Origin of the sequence: Chryseobacterium sp. MEBOG07 (genome assembly GCF_021869745.1) — a bacterium.
GTDB classification, from domain to species: Bacteria; Bacteroidota; Bacteroidia; order Flavobacteriales; family Weeksellaceae; genus Chryseobacterium; species Chryseobacterium viscerum.
Genome location: NZ_CP084579.1, coordinates 2,939,325 through 2,959,246, shown reverse-complemented (window position 1 = coordinate 2,959,246; position 19,922 = coordinate 2,939,325). Strand labels below are relative to the sequence as shown.

Sequence of the window (19,922 nt, the reverse complement as noted above, 5' to 3'; positions counted from 1 at the left end):
TGATTTAAATCAAGATAAAGTAAACAATGGACAGTAATAAAAAGACACTTTTTGATAAAGTTTGGGACGCTCATGTGGTAGAAACTATTCCTGACGGACCCCAGATTATATACATAGACAAACACCTTATCCATGAGGTAACGAGCCCTCAGGCTTTTGCGGAACTTGAGTCCAGAAACCTGGAAGTATTCAGGCCGGAACAGATTGTAGCAACAGCTGATCATAATGTTCCTACTTTGCATCAGGAACAACCAATCAGGGATGAGCTTTCAAGAAATCAGGTCGAGCAGCTTACCGAAAACTGTAAGAAAAACAATATTGAACTCTTCGGATTGGGGCACCAATACCAGGGAATTGTTCATATCATTGCTCCGGAACTGGGAATTACACAACCGGGAATGAGTATTGTTTGCGGTGACAGCCATACTTCTACCCATGGAGCATTCGGATCTATTGCTTTTGGGATTGGTACGAGCCAGGTAGCGCAGGTTTTTGCCAGCCAATGTCTGCTTCTCAACAAGCCAAAATCAATGAGAATTACTGTGACTGGTGCTTTGAATGAAAATGTTCAGTCTAAGGATGTTATTCTTTATATCATTTCAAAAATAGGAACAGATGGTGGAACAGGATATTTCTGTGAATATGCTGGAAATGTATTTGAAGAAATGTCGATGGAAGGAAGAATGACCGTATGCAATATGAGTATTGAAATGGGTGCCAGAGGCGGAATGATTGCTCCTGATGAAACGACTTTTGAATATGTTAAAGATAAAAAATTCGCTCCGCAGGGTGAAGAATGGGAAGAGAAAGTAGAGTATTGGAGAACCCTGAAAACAGATGATGGGGCTATTTTCGATAAAGAACTCAGCTTTGATGCTGCAGACATCTATCCGATGATTACCTATGGAACAAACCCGGGAATGGGGATTTCTATCCGTGAAGTAATTCCGGCTCCCCAGAGTGAATCTGAAGAGAAGGCATTACGGTATATGGGATTGGAAGCAGGTCAGACAGTTAACAGCATCAAGGTTAACTATGTTTTCATAGGAAGCTGTACCAACGCAAGAATAGAGGATTTCCGTTCAGCAGCTCAGTATATAAAAGGAAAAAGTAAGTCTGAAGCAGTGAAAGCTCTTATAGTACCTGGATCTCAGCAGGTTGTTAAGCAGATCTATGAAGAAGGATTAGATAAGATATTCAATGAAGCGGGATTTCAGATCCGTCAGCCGGGATGTTCAGCGTGTCTGGCGATGAATGATGATAAGATTCCTGAAGGAGAATATTGTGTATCCACCTCCAACAGAAACTTTGAAGGGAGGCAGGGACAAGGAGCAAGAACCATTCTTGCCAGTCCGCTTACCGCAGCAAAAGCAGCGATAGAAGGTAAAATTTCCGCTTTTGAAAGTGTACACTAAAAAGGAATTTTAAAATATGTTTTGAACTGAAGGATAAAAAAGAAAACTTTTGTGTCTTTGTGGTTTAAAGTCTAACAATATAGAATACATGCAAAAATTAGTTATTATAAAATCCACTGCAGTTCCATTGCCGGCAGAAAATATAGATACAGATCAGATTATTCCGGCAAGGTTTCTGAAAAGTATAGACAGAAAAGGGTTTGGTGAGAATCTGTTCAGAGACTGGAGGTTCAATATTCATACAGGTGAACCGAATCCTGACTTTGTTTTAAACAATCCTAAATTCAGTGGTGAGATTCTGGTGGCGGGAAATAATTTCGGTTGCGGAAGCAGTCGTGAACATGCTGCCTGGTCTTTAACGGATTATGGTTTTAAAGTAATTGTTTCCAGCTATTTTGCGGATATCTTCAAAGGGAATGCCTTGAATAATGGACTTCTTCCTGTAAAAGTTTCTGAAGAGTTTTTAAAAGAAATTTTAGAAGGCATCAATGAAAATCCTGACAATGAAATTGCTATTGATGTAGAGCTGCAGTCTATCAGCTTTAAAGATACCACTGAAACCTTTGAGATTGATTCTTATAAGAAAATATGCCTATTAAACGGCTATGACGATATTGATTTTTTAATCAGCAGAAAACAGGCGATTACAAAGTTTGAACTAAAGACACAAAAAACAAATGAACGACAATTATTTTAAAATCGCGGTTCTTCCCGGAGATGGGATCGGCCCGGAAATCATCAGCGAAAGCATTAAAATATTAGATGTTATTGCTGAAGCTTTTCAATGTAAATTCCATTTTGATTATGGATTAATCGGTGCAGAAGCTATTTTCAAAACAGGGAATCCTTTACCGGATGAGACCCTGAGAATCTGTAAAGAATCTGATGCTGTTCTCTTTGGGGCCATCGGAGATCCGATTTTTGATAATAATCCGGATGCAAAAGTAAGACCTGAACAAGGGTTGCTAAAACTTCGCAAAGAGCTGGGATTGTTTGCCAATATCCGTCCTTTGAAAACGTATGCCTCTTTAATTAATAAGAGCCCGCTCAAAAGAGAAATTATTGAAGGTGCGGATATTCAGATCTTCAGAGAACTGGTAAGTGGAATCTATTTTGGTGAAAAATTTACAGATCCGGAAGGAGCTTATGCCTATGACGTATGTAAATACAGCCGTGAAGATATCATTCCGATTGCTCATATGGCATTTCAGGAAGCTCAGAAAAGAAATAAAAAGCTTACGCTTATAGATAAAGCCAATGTTTTGGATACTTCAAGATTATGGAGAAAAACATGTCAGGAAATTGCCGCAGAATATCCTGATGTACAACTTGATTATATGTTTGTGGATAATGCCGCAATGCAGCTGATCCTTAATCCTAAGCACTTCGATGTTATTCTGACTGAAAATATGTTTGGGGATATTATTTCAGATGAAGCGAGTGTGATTGGAGGTTCTATCGGGCTTCTGCCATCTGCTTCGGTGGGTGAGAAGAATGCTTTATTTGAGCCTATCCATGGATCTTATCCACAGGCTAAAGGAAAAGGAATTGCAAATCCTGTTGCCTCTATTTTAAGTGTGGCCATGATGCTGGACCATCTTAATTTACAGGCTGCAGCCAGCAAACTAAGGCAGTCTGTGGAGCATGCTATTGAAAATAAGTATGTTACTGTAGACCTGAATACAAAGCAGTATTACTCAACAAGTGAAGTGGGAAGCTTTATTGCCGACCATATCAGATATTCCGAAAAGTCGTATTACAATTTTGAAAATATCAAGATCGGAAAATCAACCATTGTATAGAAACAAAAAGTTCATTTAGATAGTTAGAAAGAAAAGTTCCGCCTCATATGAAGCGGAACTTTTCGTGTTTTAATTATAAAGAAGCTTTGACAGCTCTTTTATCTTTTCGTGTTATCCGTTTTTCCTGATTTGTTTTTTGAAGCTTTTTGAATGTCTTCCTTATCAATTTCAGGTGGATTGGTTTTTTTTGAGGCAGCAGGAATATCCTGGAAATCCTCATTCTGCTTTTTAGTTTCTGCAGTATTGGCAGATTCTTTTTTGTTGGTGTTTCCTTTTGTATTCATGACTTTAAATTTTTAATTTCAAAAATATTGATATTATCATTCAAAGCGCTTGCCAAAATGGAAAAGCATAAGTTACCCTCCGCGTGTTCCTGATTTCTGGGTTGTGACTTTGGAACATCTTCTTTATCACAAGCAGGTTTTTTTGTGGAGAGGTACTGTTAAGATCCTCATCCTGTTTAACCCCCAGTTTTACCGGATTTGTTTGTAGAAGATTTTGGAACATTTTCTTTCTCTGTCTTTTTTGGAGATGGGTTGTTTTCCAAATCTTGATTCTGTAACGTCTCTTCTTTTTCTTTTTTGTCTTCTGTTGAATTCATGATATTAGTATTTAGTCTTAGAGACCTAAGATACCAATTTTTCCTGTCTTATCTTCAATAGTGTAATTCAAAGCTTTTGCCAGAACGAAAATGTTATTAAGATTTTCCATCAGCTGCTTATGGCCTTCACTTCTCAGCTGATTCTGGTCAATTGATTTTTCTGCAGTTTCTTTAGCTTTTTGAGTAACATTCTTAATGTCTTTTTCCTCAATTCGGTTAAAGAAAGAATCATCTAAAGACTGGATTTCAACGCTTGGTGTGATTCTGATATCTGCATCAGGAAGCTCTGTAATAACCAGTTTTTTGTTGATGGAATCTACTTCGATCTTCATTTTGTTAAGATCATAAGAAACCTGCGCATTGGTCTTTGTATAGGTAATAATGCTGTTGCTTGATACCTCCTTGCCAAATACTTCAAATCCCATCTTCGTTTTCTGCATACTGGAGGTATTCTGTTCGATTACCACCATCTTATTCATCTTGGAAATCTGATTGGTCAGGATATAATAATCTGATTTCTCAGTTTTATTTCCAAGGTTTAGGCAGGATTTAAGACCGAAAAACAGCAGTATCACAACGCCAGCGCCGGCTGCAAAAGACAAAATTGTTTTATAATTTCTCAAAATCTATTTAAAAATTTCTTTGATAACAGATGAATCATTTTTTTTCAGAATCTGAACCAGATCTCTTTCAATATATCCTGTAGTAGGCATTTCTATAATTCTCCCAATTTCTTTTCCATATCTTTTCAGGATAATAGTAGGAACTTTCTGAAGATTATAAAGACTTTCATCTCCGGTAGGAGATTCCTTCTTACGGTTTACGGCAATAATGTTTAACTTATTTTCCGGATAATTTACCGTTTCCAATATTTTCATCAGTCTTGGAAAGTCTCTGTGGCTGTCCTCACACCATGTTCCCATAAAAACAATAATGTCATAAGTGCCAATTTTCTCTTTTTTCAATTCACTGACTGCCTTTTGGTCAAGAACATATTCGTCATGTTCTTTTACATACCAATCTGCATAAGGAGCTTTTAAAAACTGCTCTTTCAATTGATTTCCTAAAAGCATTTTGCCATCTTTCTGGGTGTCAACCTCACGATTCATCACTACTTTTTGAGCGCTCAACTGTTGAGCGGCTAAAAATAAGCTTGAAAAGGCAACAATATTGGTAATAATTTTCTTCATATTTATTTTTCGATAATTGATTTTAAATCAGCAGGAGAGTAGTATTTGTTTTTCAATACTTTATGATCAGCCTGTCTGTAAACGTTAAATTTTTCTCCAGACTTTTCATAAAAAGATTCTACTTCCTTTTCTTTATAGAATTCAACAGTTTCCTTTGCCTGCTCTTCATTATCACATGCCTTCGACATATTGGAACGCTGAACTTCGTTGAATAGCTCTACAAATTTGTTGCCAAGTCCGAATTCCAGTACAGCACCACTCAAAACGTATTGAAGATCACATAATGCATCCGCAATTTCTACAATATCATTATCTGCAATGGCCTGCTTCAGTTCGTTTAATTCTTCTTGTAAAAGTTCTACTCTCAGGTTGCATCTTTCCGGAGAAGGAATTTGTGGGGTATCTAAAATAGGGGCTTTGAAAGTAGTATGGAATTCTGCTACTTGGTTCAAACTATCAATTTTATCCATGAATTTTTTTATTTCCCACAAAGATAGAAAAGGATTTGTAAAATGTGAAATGTATAGCGTAAAAAGAACAGACTGTAAGGAATCTCAGTCTCTTTCTGACGATTTAAAATTAAAAGGCATTCGGAATTTTGATCGTATCGGTATTCCTTTAATTTTTCCAGGATTCCATTTTACTTTGATTCTTTTCATTATAGATTTTATATCCTCAAAAAACTTTTCACTATTTTCTACCTTAGGTTCGACATCTACATTAGAAATATTGCCATCTGTATCTATGATGAAGGATATAATAAATTTCCCTTTTGGGTTGTAAGATTCCGGATCTATATTGTTTTCCAGTTTTTTGTGGATTTCTTTTCTTAGTTCTCTCAATCCATCAGGTAGTTCAGCAGGCTGATATATTTTTGAAATATCATAATCAGATTTATAATTTTCAAAAAAATCTTCTGGTAAAAAAGGAAAATCAAAATAGGCGTTAACTTTTTCTCCCTGTTCTTCTGCAGGCTGCCAGTTCTTTAAACTCCCCAGGGATTTGACAGCAAGATTGAAGGCGCATTTGTTTCTTTCTATAGCACTTTCATCACTTTTTTTCTTTATCAAAGAAGGTTTACCATTTTCATCTATTTTCAAGGTTACATAATATATTTCGTTTTTATCACAGGGTTTTGTGCCGCTTTTCAAAAAATAGTCCTGCATTTCTGAAGACATTTGAGTGGGCCCTCCTTTATAAGGAAACTGGCCATCAGGGTATTTTGCGAGTGTTTTTTGTGAAAATGCTGATTCAGAGAGTAGAATAAGGAGAAATAAGGTTGTTTTGTTCATTTTAGAAGTGTTTCCACGGTTAAAAATACTTTGAATGAGTACGATTAGTTTGTTTGCAAAATTAAGAAAAAGTCCACAACTTTCAGGTTGTGGACTTTTCTATATTCGGTATAAATGATTTCAATTATTCATACTTCCATAAGCCAGAGATACTTAGAATCGATAGGCCTGGTTGTTTTTCCCCATAGCTAAATACACCAATGTATTGCGAACGACAAGATGAACAATCGGTGCCAAAATATAACGTTGGCTGATCATTGACTGTCAATTCTCCGAAATACATCATTCTTTGAGAAGTTTCGCTGACCATTCCGTGCTTTAATAATTCACTTTTGGATAAAACCTGATCTTCGTTGTATAGCTGAAGTATTGCGAATCCTGATTCGTAGGGTTTTATTTCTACGGTATTTTCATGACCACAACTGCAGCAGGTGAAAGTGGTGATTGCAGAGGGAAGGGCTTCATCATTCATGAAAGTACTTTTTGCAATAGAAGCCTTTTTAATAATGCTTATTTTTTTGATATTGAATACATTTGAATTTTTTATGGCTGAATAACTGTGCCTACTAAGTTAGGATATTTTCCGCTAGGACTTTTCTTAATGGTAATTTTTATATAGCCCTCTTGTGCCAGCTTATTCCATGTTTTCTGATACCCAGTATTGATGTCAATTGGAATTTTCCACATCGTTTGTTTTCCTTTTCCTGCCTGGTTAAACCAAGGAATAATATCTGCTGTCTGAGTTTTGAACTGCATGGAGTTGTTCACTACATCAATCTCATAATAGAAGTCGTATTTGTCTTCCGCCTGATTTAAAGCTCTTTGGGTAAAGGTATATACATATCCGTTGATGATAGGACTTGTAAAACTTCCTCCTAAAGTAGGAACTCCCGTTCCATTATAACTCCCGACAGCCCCACTATAACGGTCAAATTTTTGTCCAACCTGTAAAGGTACTTCATCAACAATATTGTATCCGCCGTTTGCAGGAGGCCATCCGCCATTTAAATTATTGGCTTTAAATAGAGATTCCAGTTCGCTCCATTTACCTTGTTTGTAAAGGTCATAAGCTTGATTTCTAATGGTTTGGCTTACGGTGTTATTGCTGTCGTAGGTTACTGCCAGCTCATCAGCATTTTTGTAGAATACGGTGGTAACATCCGAATTCGTTTCAACTTGATCATCCCTGTCTGAATTACAGGCAACCGAGAGCGAAGTAATCGCTAAAAAAAAAATGTACTTAAATAAATGTTTCATATATAAAATTTTAAATTATTTTAAAATTAGTAAGGTATTAAAGGGGTCTGCCTTTTTGAAACATCATTTTCTTTACAAAAATCTTAAGTGAAATAGTAGTATGAATAGTATTGCTGTTTTCCAGTCTGTAAAAGAAAATTTCAGAACTGAAATTGGGTTGAATAATACACTTTTCTGACAGTAAATTGTTGAAATATCAATTCATCTCAGAATAGAGTCAAAAGAAGCAACTGCATCAGACGTCAAAATAGGGTCTGGAGCTCCCTTAAATACAATCTGGGTAAACGGCACAACAAAATATTGTTATGCGATAAATTTAAACCAAAAAACTCAAATATTAGTAATTTTATTTTAAATAAAATATTATTATGGAATTAAATGTAATGATAAATGTTTTCGTGTTAATATTTTACATTTTAGAGAATAAAAAAAGCTGCCCAAACGGACAGCTTTGTGATTGAATTGTATATTTCTTACTTTTTAATGAATTGTTTTGTGAATTTTCCGATTTGGATTACATAGGTTCCATTGGTTAATTTATTTACATTCACTGTTCCGCTTTCCAGGTTTCCTTCGCTGACAAGCCTTCCGGACATGTCATAGATTTTATATTGTTCATTGCTGGTATTGGTAAGAGTAAGAATGCTTTTTACAGGATTGGGATACAGCCTGATTTCTGTGGATGATGAATTTTCGTCTGTTGGTTTGTCTTCAGAAGTTTTTACAGCAATATTGGCGTTGTTTACATCAAAGAAAATATGATTACTTCCTTTTACCATGATTCTCCCTGAATTTGTTAAACTATCAGGAATCGTAATGGTTTGTGAGCCATTATTAGGGACTCCCGCCAATAATATTGTCCAGGTATTGCCGCCGTCTGTTGACCATAGAATGTCTACGCTGCTTGTATTCACTCCGTTGGCTGTGGTTTCTGCTACATCCCATGTAACGGTTTGCGAGCTCCCTTTTACGTAAGAAACTGATGTGTTTTGTGATGTTATGGCAAATGGCCCGGCAGCTGGATTGACCGTTATTTTTGTATCATCCGAATTGTTTCCGCCACCTCCGGCTCTGTTATCGCGAACGGTGAATCTAAAATCTAAAGTTCTGGCAACAGAAGGAAGAGCTTCAACATCTATTTCGGCTCCCGCAGTCTTGAGAGTACCTGTCAAAATAGAAGACATTACCGGGAAATATCTTACCGGAGATTTTGAAGGCGTCCATGATCTGAATATAGGACCCATAATTTTTGTGTCTTTTGCTGCAGAATTAGCTCCTGTTTCGGAAGACGTTCCTTTATCCATTTGTTCCCATATGTAAGTAAGCTGATCTCCATCTGCATCAGTTCCGGATCCGGTAAGCATGAAAGGAGTGCTTACCGGAATAATATAATCAAGCCCCGCATTGGCTGTAGGAATTGAATTTCCGGTAAGAGAGTTGATAGAACATGTTTTTGTTTTGATATTTTTGGTAATCTGTTCAATACTTAAGGCATGAAAAAATGGATCGGAGTTTTTCTGAACATCATAGTTGGTAATACCTGCATATCCCATGATCGTAGATCCTGAACCTGGTTCTACAGGTTTTAATCCAGGTTGTGGTTCGTATGACCATGTGTGGTTTCCTCCAAACTGATGTCCCATTTCATGAGCAACAAAATCAATATCAAAAGTATCTCCGGAAGGAATACCGTTTGCCGGAGAAGTGTATCCGCTTCCTTTATAGCTGCTGGGATAAGTTACACCCTAGACATATTGTTGTCACATAAACATCCGATACATCCTGCATTACCACCACCGCCATCTCTGCCGAAAAGGTGGCCTATGTCAAAATTATTATTTCCGATAGAAGTACTTAAATTGTTCATTAGCTCCAGATTCCAGTTTTTCATTTGTGAAGACTGAGAATAGGGGTCTGTGGAGGCATCAGTATAAATAATGTCATCATTATTGGCAATAAGGACCATTCGCGCAGCAAAATCATTTTCAAAGATACCATTCACACGAGTCATTGTATTGTTCATGGCTGCTAATGCCTGAGCTTTTGTTCCTCCAAAATAAGAAGTGTATTCTCCGGTACAGGAAAGAGCAAGCCTGAAGGTTCTTAGTGTAGAATCGTTTGCATTTTTATTGGCTATGGCATTGGAGCTTTCTTTTTGAGCTGCATCAAAAACTTTACATTCTAGTTTATTCAGATTGTCTTTACTGTCAGATTTTTTGTAAATAATATAAGTAGAAAGATCCTTGGTATATGGCTGGATAAAAACGGCGGATTTGTCACTATAAATTTCCATAGAAGAAAGTCCTAGGGAAGAAATACTGAAATAAACCTTTGAACCCGGATTTTTTATGCCCTCGCCAATGTAAGATTTAATATCCGGATATTTAGCGGCCAGTTCAGACTCAAAATTAGAATTTTCTGTTACTTTGAAATTTTCCATTTTCCCTGTAGAATTTGGAAAAGAGATGATGATTTCAGATTTTTCTGATAATCTCTTGGGTGCCTTTGCTAATATGTTTTTTAATCCGTTTATATTCAGACGATAAAGCTGCGGGTTTTCAAAACGTGACATGTTTTCTAAAATGGGAGAGTATATTCTGGAAGAGCCCGAGATCCATAAACGATCTGTTTGTGCAAAAGAAATACCCGACAATGCAAGCATCCCCGTCATTAATAATTGTTTTTTCACGTAAATGTATTTTCATCAAAAATAATAAAAAAAACATCTGGAAAAATATTTTATTCATGTATTTTTTGCCAGGACTCCCCATAAACAAAAGGGGGTTGTGAAAAATATTTTATATAATTTGATAAAAAAGAAAAACTGTTCTATACAGAACAGTTTTTCACATCGTTTAATTTTAAAAAGTCTATTATTGATTAATTTTTAATAAACCTCTTGGATGACTCTCCAATTTGAAGCATATAAGCACCTTTGATAAGATTGCTTACATTCACTGAGCCTCTCTGTAGTTTTCCTGAGTCAATTAGTTTTCCACCCATATCGAAAATCTTGTAGTCTTCCGAAGTTGTATTGGAAATATAAAGTAGGTCTCTAACCGGGTTTGGATAAAGCTTAATATCTGTGATCAGATCTTTTGTGTTCTGAAGATCTCCTTTTCCTGAAGAAACGATATTAAGGGTATAATCTTCAACCTGACCATAAGTGAAAGCTTCACATGATGAAGTAGGTATTGAGCTGTACTTCATCATCACTCTCATTCTTGTAGATCCCACAGTAGCTGTAGCTGGAATTGTAATAGATCCTGTAACCGGGCTGGTTGTAGAACCTGCTTTTGTCCAGGCTAATTCTCCGCTGTCTGTAAAGTCTCCATCGCCGTTATAGTCAATATAAACAGCATATGCTTCACTGTATTTTGTAGAAGTCCAAACCGGAGTGATAGAGATGGTGTAAGCACTTCCTCTTGTCACGTTGGTAGAAACTGAAGTGAAGTTTTCGTAACCTGCTGTTCCTGTAGAAGTGTTATTAATGGATCCGAATGTTACATTTCCGATTCTTTCATCCGCTGTATTGGATGCTGAAGAAGAGCAATGTGAAACAGTTCCTCCTGAAAGAGTGGTAACACTTACTGTATTACTGGAAACGGAAGCATTTCCTGCCGCATCTTTTGCTTTAACAGAGAAAGAATACGTTGTTGCAGGAGTAAGTCCTGTTACGGTATACGTTGTAGAAGCTGAAGATCCTATTAATGAAGCTCCCTGATAGACATCATATCCTGTAACTCCTACATTATCTGTAGCCCCTGACCATGAAAGGTTAGTGGTAGTAGCAGTTGTTCCTGAAGCAGCAAGGGTAGGAGCTGTAGGAGCAACGGTATCAGGAGTTCCGGAACCTGCATTTACAGAGATGTTGGCATTGTTTACATCAAAGAAAATGTGATTGGATCCTTTTACCATGATTCTTCCTGTTGTTGTAGTAGAATTTGGAATAGTAACAGCCTGTGAACCATCATTTGGAGTTCCTGCTAATAGAGTAGTCCAGTTGTTTCCGCTGTCTGTTGACCAAAGGATATCTACATTGGCTGTATTGACACTATTGGCTGTAGTTCCGGCTACATCCCATGTGATTGTTTGAGAGCTTCCTCCGGCATAAGTAGTAGCTGTGTTTTGTGAAGTTACCAGGAATGGTCCTGCTGTCGAATTCACAGTGATTACAGCATCATCAGAATTATTTCCAGAGCCTCCCGCTTTGTTGTCACGAACGGTAAATCTGAAGTTTAATGATCTGGCTACTGAAGAAAGAGCTTCCACAGTGATTTCAGAACCGGCTGTAGTTGTAGCCCCCGTTAATACAGAAGCCATTCTTGGAAAATATCTTGCTGGAGATGTTGTTGGAACCCATGATCTGAAGTTAGGTCCTGAAGCTTTTGTTGCGCTGGCGGCAGAACTTGCTCCTGTTTGAGAAGAAGAAGCATTGTCTATCTGCTCCCAGATGTAGGTTAAAGAATCCCCGTCAGCATCCGTTCCTGTACCCGTCAATACGAATGGAGTTCCTTTTGGAATTGTATAGTCTAAGCCTGCATTAGCCGTTGGAATAGAATTTCCTGTATTGGTATTGACAGAGCAGGTTTTAGCCTTAATGTTATTGGTGATCTGCTGAATGCTTATCGCATGGAAAAATGCATCAGAATGCGGTTGGATATCCTGACTGGTAATTCCTGCATACCCCATAATTGTTGATCCTGATCCCGGTTCCATATTGACACCTGTTCCTTCATTATTCATGGAGAAGGTGTGGTTTCCTCCGAACTGATGTCCCATTTCGTGGGCCACGTAATCGATATCAAAATTATCTCCTGAAGGAATAGCATCTGCTGGAGACGTGTATCCGCTTCCTTTGGATCCGTTTGTACAGATACAGCCGATACAGCCTGCATTTCCTCCGCCTCCTGAAGCTCCGAACAAATGTCCGATGTCGTAGTTGGCTTCACCAATTACAGAAGTTAGAGTACTTTGTAATTGAGAATTCCAGCTGCTCATTCCTGAAGCTGCGGAATATGGGTCTGTAGATGCATTGGTATAGATAACGGCGTCATTGTTAGCGATCAGAACCATTCTTGCAGCAAAATCTTTTTCAAAAACACCGTTTACGCGGGTCATTGTAGTGTTCATTGCGGCTAGGGCCTGAGCTTTTGTACCTCCAAAATAAGTGGTGTATTCCCCTGTACAGGATAGAGCCAGTCTGAATGTTCTCAGTTTGGCATCGTCAGCATTAGGTCTTGCAGCTAGAGCAGAGTTGGAAACTCCTTTCTGTGCGGCATCTACTACGGTACACTCAAACTTGTTAAGATCATCTTTTTTGTCAGATTTTCTATACACTACATAAGTGGAAAGATCTTTAGTGTAAGGTTCGATGAATACTGCCGATTTATCACCATAAATTTCCATCGATGACAGTCCGAGTGGAGAAACACTGAAATAGACTGTAGAGTTAGGATCATCCAGACCTTCTCCTACGTAGGATTTGATATCCGGATATTTTGCTGCCAGTTCAGGGGCAAAATTGGAATTCTCCCTCACTTTAAAATTTTCCATTCTACCTTCAGAATTGGGAAAAGAGATGATGAGTTCTGATTTTTCGCCTGCTGCAAGTCTTTTGGGAGCCTTTGCCAGAACATTTTTCAATCCGTTGATGTTCAGGTTGTACACCTTTGGATTGCTGATGCTGGATTTGTTTTCAAAAATCTCTGATGAAGCCTTTCTGGAGCCTTCGGACCAAAGACGGTCAGTCTGTGCGAAAGAAATACCCGAAATAAGGAGCATTCCAATCAGCGTTAATTGTTTTTTCATATTAAATATTAAATTTGATTGTGGAATATCAAAGCTAATAAAAAATATGTTATTGAAAACTAAGTTTTTTAAGATTATTTTAGACTTTACGTTTAATATATTATGTAATGCATTGAGTATAATTGAAAAGGCCTTTCTCTAAAAGAAAAATGACATACACCGCAGCATATGTCATTCTTAATTTGTTCAATATAATATTTTCAATTACATTTTGTCATCAGCAGTGGGACCATAAAGCCCGGGAACTTTATTTCCGGTTGATCTTAAATAAACAACCAGTTCTCCTCTGTGATGGTACAAATGATTATAAAGAAAGCCTCTTATCACCTGAATCTTTGGAGACGGAGGGAAAAGTACATTTCCGTTCATTTCCATTTTCCACTCATTAAAATAAGTGTTTTCGTCAGAGTTCTCAAGAACTTTCTGTGCATTGGCAACATTTTCTTCAAATTTTGCTAAGATATTTTCAGCTTTAGAAATATCTCCTTTATCATACTTATACGCACCCATATCAAAAGTATCCTTATTGAAAGTGGATTCGTACCAATTGTATACTTCAGCAATATGAGAAGTCAGCTGACCGGTTGTCCAGTTCTTTTCAGACGGTTTCCAGTCTAGTGCGCTGTCAGGGATTGCCTGTAAAATTTTTCTGGTGTTTTCAGCTTCGTGCAGAAACTCACCTAAAAGTGCCTGTTTAATCATTTGTATTTATTTTAAAAGTGAGGTTATCTTGTGATATCTCTTCCAATTACCAGTCTCTGGATTTCAGAAGTACCTTCACCGATGGTGCAAAGTTTAGAATCTCTGTAGAATTTTTCAACAGGGAAGTCTTTTGTGTAACCGTATCCTCCGAAAATCTGAACTGCATTGTTGGAAATTCTCACACAAGCCTCAGAAGCATATAGTTTTGCCATAGCTCCTTCTTTTGTCATCTTTTGTTTAGCGTTCTTCAATGTAGAAGCTCTTTGGATAAGAAGTTCTGCAGCATCAATTTCTGTTGCCATATCTGCCAGCATAAAGTTGATAGCCTGGAAATCTGAAATTGGCTTTCCAAACTGATGTCTTTCTTTTGCATATTTCAAAGCAGCTTTATAAGCACCTCTTGCAGTACCTAAACTTAGCGCAGCGATAGAAATTCTACCACCATCCAATACTTTCATTGCCTGCTTGAAACCTTCTCCTACTTCTCCTAAACGGTGAGAATCTGGTACACGTACACTATCGAAAATAAGTTCTGCTGTTTCAGAAGCACGCATTCCTAATTTATTTTCTTTTTTCCCGGAAGTAAAGCCAGGCATTCCTTTTTCTAAAACAAAAGCGGTAGAGTTATTTTTAGCTCCTATTTCTCCTGTTCTTGTCATTACTACGGCAATATCTCCTGAAATAGCGTGAGTAATAAAGTTTTTAGCTCCACTGATGATCCATTCATCACCATCCTTTACAGCTGTAGTAGACATTCCTCCTGAGTCTGAACCTGTGTTGTGCTCTGTAAGTCCCCAAGCTCCGATTACTTTTCCGGAAGCTAGCTGAGGAAGCCATTTGTGTCTCTGCTCTTCATTTCCAAATTCATAGATATGGTTGGTGCAAAGTGAGTTGTGTGCTGCTACAGAAAGACCAATAGATGGGTCAACCTGAGAAATTTCGTCCAGAATAGTAACATATTCATGATATCCTAAGCCGGAACCTCCATATTGTTCAGGAACTACGATCCCCATGAAACCCATTTCACCTAATTGGTGGAACAGATCTTTAGGAAATGTTTGGCTTTCATCCCATTCCATAATGTTCGGTCTGATATTCTTTTCTGCAAATTCTCTAGCCGTCTCCGCTATCATTTTGATGTTGTCAATAGTCTCTGTATTCATATGATAATAATAGTTAGTTCCCAAAGATAACCAAATTGGCGGAATGCTAAAAAAAATTATTTCATTCATAATATTTAGAGGGCAATACTATTAATTTTCAATTTTTTATATTTTAAAAATTAACACTTTCGTAATAAAATATTCTGCATTTTGCTTTTTTTATTTCACTATTTTAGTCCCCCAATTTTTAAGGCATGAAAAAAATTCTACTTCCTATCATTTTAATTTCCTCTTATTTTTCTGCGCAGGCTCCTGCCGGATATTATAACGGAACAGCCGGATTGACGGGGTATGCCCTGAAATCGAAACTTCACGATATTATTTCGGAAAAAATGGTCAATTGGCATTATGACGATCTTAAATCGTTATATGGCCAGACTGATCTTGACAAATATTATGACCATGATGCTTCCAATACTCAGTATCTGTTAGATATGTATTCTGAGATCCCTGGAGGGCCGGATGCCTATGAATATACCGTAGATCAAATGGTAGCAGGGGTAGGTATGGAAGGTCAAGGATATAACAGAGAACATATGATGCCGCAAAGTACGTTCAGTACGAGTTCATCAATCAGTGATTATCCAATGTATTCGGATCTTAATTTTATTATTCCTGCTGACGCCTATATTAACCAACGCAGAAGTAATTATCCTTATGGAATAGGAAATAATACGAATCATTATATTTTTACCAATACGTCGAGGATATCTAATGCGGCCATTCCCAATTATCCTTATACCGGAAGAGTTTACGAACCTATTAATGAATTTAAAGGGGATATCGCAAGAACTTTATTGTACTTTGCGGTAAGATATGAAGGAAAACTAGGTTCATTTAATACAGCGTATACTACATCAGCCAACATAACACCTGCTACAGATCAATGTCCGCTTGACGGAACGGAAGAAAGAGCCGTTGATCTTGCCTATGTTGCCATGCTGAAACAATGGAGTACAGCGGATCCTGTTTCTCAAAGGGAAATTGATAGAAATAACAGCATCTATACCATACAGAAAAACAGAAACCCATTTATTGATCATCCCGAATGGATTAATATGATTTGGTCTGAAACGCCAGACAGTGTTGCTCCGGCAGCTCCTGGATCATTGGTTTCAACTCAGCAGAATGCTTATTTTGTGAATTTGAACTGGACTGCTTCTCCCGATACCGACGTGCTGGGATACAGAGTATATATGAATGGTTCAACAATCCCTGTTACAGTTACTAAAGGAACTTCTGTAAATATCGATCACCTGAGCCCGTCAACGACTTATACTTTTACTGTAAAAGCTTTTGATAAAGGATACCTGGAATCTCCGTTTAGTAATACGGTTACAGCTTCTACGATTGCTTCGGATTCTTATGCTCCGGATCTTATGATTACAAAGTATATATCAGGAACCAATAACAGCAACAATACTATTAAGAATAATGCGCTGGAAATAGTTAATAAGACAGGGCATGAAGTTAATCTGAATAATTACAGGATAAATATCCAGTTTAAAAATAACAGTTCAGGAGCCATCTACAGTGGAGATACGTATGAACTGGAAGGTAAGATTGGGAATAATGAAACTTTTGTTATTTTGAATCCAAAAGCAACCTTATCATGTTATACTAATGATCAGGCAAGGTTTGTAACAGCTTCTGATCCTTTGACGTTTACCGGAGGAAACTACGTAGAGCTTGCTTATAATAAGACGGTTACAGTAGATGCTATTGGGATAAAATATACAACGAACAATAACGGTAATGTATCTTTGTATAGAAAAAGTACAATCAATAAGCCTGCGGATACCTTTAATATCAGTGAGTGGGATTCTTATCCTTCTAATTATTGTCAAAATTTGGGTGGTACCTTATCTACTTCAGAATTGATTGCTTCTCATGATGAATTTACAATTTATCCAAACCCGGTTTATGATAACCTTTATGTAAAAGGAGTAACGGAAAAAATAAAAACAGCCCAAATTATAGATCTTTCCGGAAAAGTGATTTATACAGAGAAAGATCCGTTCAGAAATAAGAAAAACATTTCTGTACAAGGAATTCCGACGGGAATCTATTTCTTAAAGCTTGATGAGAATGCCCATCAGTTTATCAAAAAATAAAAGCTTCTCAGTGTTTAAATAATAATCATTTTTGTGACAAGCCAAACCTCACAGGTTTTTAAAACCTGTGAGGTTTATTTTTTATAATGGGTAAAGGAAATTGATGAAATGGCTTCGCTTTGCTCGCAATGACGGTTTTAGCCCTGATAGAAGCGGTTACCCCGGAGTATGGTGTAGGGTTGGAGGGTTAAGGGGTTGGGATAGCAAGGAGCGAGGAGTATGAGCGGATAGCAGGAATAGCTTCTCACTAAAAAAATGAAAAAAGTAGAGTTAAAGGAAATGTAATTTTAAAAATTTTCTCCATTTTTTGTTTTTATATAATTTTGCAATTTTATATAAAGTCTTAAAAACCTTATGTTTACTACATAATCGATATAAGCAGATTCACTAATAATCAATATCTATAAGTGTTTCTGCTTATATTTTTTATATATAAGTAATTATGCTTATATTTGCAGTATGATAGCGGTCATTACCGGTGATATTATAAATTCACAGCATGCGGATACTGAAGTTTGGATTACCAGACTAAAACATCTTCTCGAAAAATGGGGGAGCGCTCCTCTCACATGGGAAATCTACAGGGGAGATGAGTTTCAGTTCAAATGCAATATTGATGACGTTTTCTGGCGTTTTCTAGCCATAAAATCTCTTATTAAAAGTCAGGAAAATTTAGATGTAAGAATGGCCATAGGTATTGGTGAGGAAAGTTTTTCTTCTGAGAAGATCACTGAATCCAATGGTACCGCGTATGTCAATTCCGGAAGACTTTTGAATGACCTTAAAAATGATGGCCACACCGTGGCTATCAAAACATCCAGTGACCCGGTTGACAGAGATCTTAATATTCTGTTGAAATGGTCATCCAAAGATTTTGATAACTGGACGATGGCTACATCAGAGATTATTCATGAAATGATCATGAACCAGGATATTACGCAGGAAGATCTTGCCAAGAGATTTGCTATTTCACAGTCTTCTGTAAGCCAGAGACTGAAGCGAGCCAACTATGAGCTCATCGTGGAAACCAACCAGTATTTCAGAAAGAAAATCTCAGAACTATAGGCATGATCTTTATCAAACTCATATTGGCACATCTACTCGGAGATTTTATACTTCAGCCAAATTCATGGGTTGCGGATAAGGAAAACTATAAACTAAAAAGTAAGTTTTTATACTTTCATATTCTGATTCACATCGCTTTAAGCCTTATTTTCCTTTGGGATCTGCAGCTTTGGTGGGTGGCTGTTTTGGTGGGGATTACTCATTTTATGATAGATGCCGCAAAGCTTAGCTTTCAGAATGTAAAAACTAAAAAAACATGGTTTTTCATTGATCAGTTGCTGCATGTTCTGGTCATTGCAGGAGTTTCTTTTTATTTTCAGGAATTCAGCTTCAGCTTTTTACAAAATCAGGAATTTTTAAAGCTTATCATGGCTGCATTGTTTCTGACAACACCTGCTTCTATTTTTATCAAAATATTATTGTCATCCTGGACCCCTGCTCCGGATGGCCCCAACGCTATTCAAACCGAATCTTTATCAAGTGCCGGAAAATATATCGGAATTTTAGAACGTCTGCTGGTTTTCACTTTTATCATGGTGAATCACTGGGAAGGCGTGGGTTTCATGGTAGCTGCCAAATCTGTTTTCAGGTTCAGCGACCTTGCACAGGCAAAACAGAGAAAACTTACAGAATATGTATTAATTGGTACACTGCTGAGTTTTGGACTGGCTGTCTTAACAGGAATAATAATAAAATAAATCAATAAATCTAACTACAATTTAGAAAGTAAAATTATGAGTCAAAAGAAAGAAATGTTGTACGAGGGGAAAGCAAAACAGGTATTTGCTACCGATAATCCTGATGAAGTAGTAGTACGTTTCAAAGACGATGCTACAGCATTTAATGCTCAAAAGAAAGGTCAGGTTGATCTGAAAGGGGAAATGAACAATGCTATTACAACCCTTATTTTTGAATATTTAAATGAAAAAGGGATCAAAACTCATTTCATCAAACAATTGGACGAAAGAGAGCAGTTGGTAAGAAAAGTATCTATCATTCCTTTGGAAATGGTAGTAAGAAACTACTCTGCAGGAAGTATGGCACAAAGATTAGGAGTGGAAGAAGGAATAAAATCTCCGGTAACGATCTTCGATATCTGCTATAAAAAAGACGAATTGGGAGATCCACTTATCAACGATCACCATGCTGTTTTCTTAGGTGCTGCTACGTATGAAGAGCTTGACGAAATGTATGAGTTAACTTCAGACATCAATGAGATCCTTATCGACCTGTTTGACAAAATCAATATCATCCTGGTAGATTTCAAAATCGAACTTGGTAAAACTTCAGACGGAGAAATCATCTTAGCTGACGAAATATCTCCTGATACTTGCAGACTATGGGATAAAGATACCATGAAAAAATTAGATAAAGACAGATTCAGAAGAGACTTAGGAGAAGTTACTGAAGCTTATGTTGAGATCTATAACAGACTTAAAAATCTTTTACAGAAATAAGATTTCAGATAAAAGATAACAGATTTCAGATGTTGGCACTAAAATATTGTTAA

At 37.1% G+C, this 19,922-nt stretch carries 20 protein-coding genes; 7 read left to right on the top strand and 13 right to left on the bottom strand.

Translation table 11 applies throughout. The annotated features are described in order from the left end of the window. Positions 1–26 precede the first annotated feature (26 nt). The 3 genes from leuC (at position 27) to leuB (ending at position 3,217) form a co-directional block, all read left to right on the top strand. Positions 27–1,415, top strand: a complete 1,389-nt coding sequence (leuC, locus tag LF886_RS13680; RefSeq protein ID WP_236850073.1) for a 3-isopropylmalate dehydratase large subunit — start codon at positions 27–29, stop codon at positions 1,413–1,415. An 88-nt stretch (positions 1,416–1,503) separates the two neighbouring features. Then, complete coding sequence (gene leuD / locus LF886_RS13675; protein WP_103235438.1) at positions 1,504–2,112, top strand: 3-isopropylmalate dehydratase small subunit; 609 nt, start codon at positions 1,504–1,506, stop codon at positions 2,110–2,112. Beyond that, positions 2,093–3,217, top strand: a complete 1,125-nt coding sequence (gene leuB / locus LF886_RS13670; RefSeq protein ID WP_236850072.1) for a 3-isopropylmalate dehydrogenase — start codon at positions 2,093–2,095, stop codon at positions 3,215–3,217. Before leuD ends, leuB begins: the two co-directional genes overlap by 20 nt. Before the next feature lie 98 nt (positions 3,218–3,315). On the opposite strand, the gene LF886_RS13665 is transcribed toward leuB, so the two are convergent. From LF886_RS13665 to LF886_RS13605, 13 genes are all read right to left on the bottom strand, one after another. Further along, complete coding sequence (locus LF886_RS13665; RefSeq protein WP_103234663.1) at positions 3,316–3,501, bottom strand: hypothetical protein; 186 nt, start codon at positions 3,499–3,501, stop codon at positions 3,316–3,318. A 176-nt stretch (positions 3,502–3,677) separates the two neighbouring features. Next, a complete protein-coding gene (locus LF886_RS13660) occupies positions 3,678–3,818 on the bottom strand; it encodes a hypothetical protein (protein WP_236850071.1) in 141 nt (46 codons plus the stop codon). A gap of 17 nt (positions 3,819–3,835) precedes the next feature. Then, positions 3,836–4,441 (bottom strand): DUF4230 domain-containing protein, encoded by a 606-nt coding sequence (locus tag LF886_RS13655; RefSeq protein WP_124531284.1) that lies wholly within the window; start codon positions 4,439–4,441, stop codon positions 3,836–3,838. 3 nt (positions 4,442–4,444) lie between these two features. Continuing rightward, on the bottom strand, positions 4,445–5,008 hold the full coding sequence (locus LF886_RS13650) for a TlpA family protein disulfide reductase (RefSeq protein WP_236850070.1): 564 nt from the start codon (positions 5,006–5,008) through the stop codon (positions 4,445–4,447). 2 nt (positions 5,009–5,010) lie between these two features. Further along, positions 5,011–5,478, bottom strand: a complete 468-nt coding sequence (locus LF886_RS13645; protein ID WP_109738951.1) for a nucleoside triphosphate pyrophosphohydrolase family protein — start codon at positions 5,476–5,478, stop codon at positions 5,011–5,013. A gap of 84 nt (positions 5,479–5,562) precedes the next feature. Beyond that, positions 5,563–6,300: an energy transducer TonB gene (locus tag LF886_RS13640; protein ID WP_236850069.1), complete on the bottom strand. Its 738-nt coding sequence runs from the start codon at positions 6,298–6,300 to the stop codon at positions 5,563–5,565. Between the two features lie 124 nt (positions 6,301–6,424). Beyond that, positions 6,425–6,772 carry a transcription elongation factor 1 family protein gene (locus LF886_RS13635; protein WP_236850068.1) on the bottom strand — a complete coding sequence of 116 codons (348 nt, stop codon included), beginning with the start codon at positions 6,770–6,772 and terminating at the stop codon, positions 6,425–6,427. A 71-nt stretch (positions 6,773–6,843) separates the two neighbouring features. Then, on the bottom strand, positions 6,844–7,557 hold the full coding sequence (locus LF886_RS13630) for a glycohydrolase toxin TNT-related protein (RefSeq protein ID WP_236850067.1): 714 nt from the start codon (positions 7,555–7,557) through the stop codon (positions 6,844–6,846). 473 nt (positions 7,558–8,030) lie between these two features. Then, positions 8,031–9,221, bottom strand: coding sequence for a zinc-dependent metalloprotease (locus LF886_RS23935; RefSeq protein ID WP_262913064.1), 1,191 nt, complete (start codon positions 9,219–9,221; stop codon positions 8,031–8,033). A 74-nt stretch (positions 9,222–9,295) separates the two neighbouring features. Continuing rightward, a complete protein-coding gene (locus LF886_RS23930; RefSeq protein WP_262913020.1) occupies positions 9,296–10,246 on the bottom strand; it encodes a reprolysin-like metallopeptidase in 951 nt (316 codons plus the stop codon). Between the two features lie 191 nt (positions 10,247–10,437). Beyond that, the gene (locus LF886_RS13615) at positions 10,438–13,368 is read right to left on the bottom strand and encodes a reprolysin-like metallopeptidase (protein ID WP_236850066.1); all 2,931 of its coding nucleotides are present in this window, start codon (positions 13,366–13,368) and stop codon (positions 10,438–10,440) included. Between the two features lie 204 nt (positions 13,369–13,572). Further along, complete coding sequence (locus LF886_RS13610; protein WP_236850065.1) at positions 13,573–14,070, bottom strand: DinB family protein; 498 nt, start codon at positions 14,068–14,070, stop codon at positions 13,573–13,575. Between the two features lie 23 nt (positions 14,071–14,093). Then, positions 14,094–15,233 (bottom strand): acyl-CoA dehydrogenase family protein, encoded by a 1,140-nt coding sequence (locus LF886_RS13605; RefSeq protein ID WP_103233787.1) that lies wholly within the window; start codon positions 15,231–15,233, stop codon positions 14,094–14,096. A gap of 194 nt (positions 15,234–15,427) precedes the next feature. Here LF886_RS13605 and LF886_RS13600 point away from each other — a divergent pair, with 194 nt between their 5' ends. The 4 genes from LF886_RS13600 to purC all read left to right on the top strand — a co-directional run bounded on the left by LF886_RS13600 (position 15,428) and on the right by purC (position 19,869). After that, a complete protein-coding gene (locus tag LF886_RS13600; RefSeq protein WP_236850064.1) occupies positions 15,428–17,347 on the top strand; it encodes an endonuclease in 1,920 nt (639 codons plus the stop codon). Between the two features lie 459 nt (positions 17,348–17,806). Continuing rightward, on the top strand, positions 17,807–18,412 hold the full coding sequence (locus LF886_RS13595) for a SatD family protein (RefSeq protein ID WP_124531302.1): 606 nt from the start codon (positions 17,807–17,809) through the stop codon (positions 18,410–18,412). 2 nt (positions 18,413–18,414) lie between these two features. After that, positions 18,415–19,110, top strand: coding sequence for a DUF3307 domain-containing protein (locus LF886_RS13590; RefSeq protein WP_236850063.1), 696 nt, complete (start codon positions 18,415–18,417; stop codon positions 19,108–19,110). A gap of 36 nt (positions 19,111–19,146) precedes the next feature. Next, entirely contained in the window at positions 19,147–19,869 is a 723-nt protein-coding gene (gene purC, locus LF886_RS13585) for a phosphoribosylaminoimidazolesuccinocarboxamide synthase (RefSeq protein ID WP_027372243.1), read from the top strand. Positions 19,870–19,922 lie beyond the last annotated feature (53 nt).

Bases quoted from the DNA above. Each gene is read 5' to 3' on its own strand.
- LF886_RS13595 (WP_124531302.1), top strand. From the start codon at position 17,807: ATGATAGCGGTCATTACCGGTGATATTATAAATTCACAGCATGCGGAT.
- LF886_RS13590 (WP_236850063.1), top strand. From the start codon at position 18,415: ATGATCTTTATCAAACTCATATTGGCACATCTACTCGGAGATTTTATA.
- leuB (WP_236850072.1), top strand. From the start codon at position 2,093: ATGAACGACAATTATTTTAAAATCGCGGTTCTTCCCGGAGATGGGATC.
- LF886_RS13615 (WP_236850066.1), bottom strand. From the start codon at position 13,368: ATGAAAAAACAATTAACGCTGATTGGAATGCTCCTTATTTCGGGTATT.
- leuC (WP_236850073.1), top strand. From the start codon at position 27: ATGGACAGTAATAAAAAGACACTTTTTGATAAAGTTTGGGACGCTCAT.
- LF886_RS13640 (WP_236850069.1), bottom strand. From the start codon at position 6,300: ATGAACAAAACAACCTTATTTCTCCTTATTCTACTCTCTGAATCAGCA.
- LF886_RS13660 (WP_236850071.1), bottom strand. From the start codon at position 3,818: ATGAATTCAACAGAAGACAAAAAAGAAAAAGAAGAGACGTTACAGAAT.
- LF886_RS13605 (WP_103233787.1), bottom strand. From the start codon at position 15,233: ATGAATACAGAGACTATTGACAACATCAAAATGATAGCGGAGACGGCT.
- LF886_RS13610 (WP_236850065.1), bottom strand. From the start codon at position 14,070: ATGATTAAACAGGCACTTTTAGGTGAGTTTCTGCACGAAGCTGAAAAC.
- LF886_RS13645 (WP_109738951.1), bottom strand. From the start codon at position 5,478: ATGGATAAAATTGATAGTTTGAACCAAGTAGCAGAATTCCATACTACT.
- LF886_RS13665 (WP_103234663.1), bottom strand. From the start codon at position 3,501: ATGAATACAAAAGGAAACACCAACAAAAAAGAATCTGCCAATACTGCA.
- LF886_RS13600 (WP_236850064.1), top strand. From the start codon at position 15,428: ATGAAAAAAATTCTACTTCCTATCATTTTAATTTCCTCTTATTTTTCT.
- LF886_RS13635 (WP_236850068.1), bottom strand. From the start codon at position 6,772: ATGAATGATGAAGCCCTTCCCTCTGCAATCACCACTTTCACCTGCTGC.
- purC (WP_027372243.1), top strand. From the start codon at position 19,147: ATGAGTCAAAAGAAAGAAATGTTGTACGAGGGGAAAGCAAAACAGGTA.
- LF886_RS13630 (WP_236850067.1), bottom strand. From the start codon at position 7,557: ATGAAACATTTATTTAAGTACATTTTTTTTTTAGCGATTACTTCGCTC.
- leuD (WP_103235438.1), top strand. From the start codon at position 1,504: ATGCAAAAATTAGTTATTATAAAATCCACTGCAGTTCCATTGCCGGCA.
- LF886_RS13650 (WP_236850070.1), bottom strand. From the start codon at position 5,008: ATGAAGAAAATTATTACCAATATTGTTGCCTTTTCAAGCTTATTTTTA.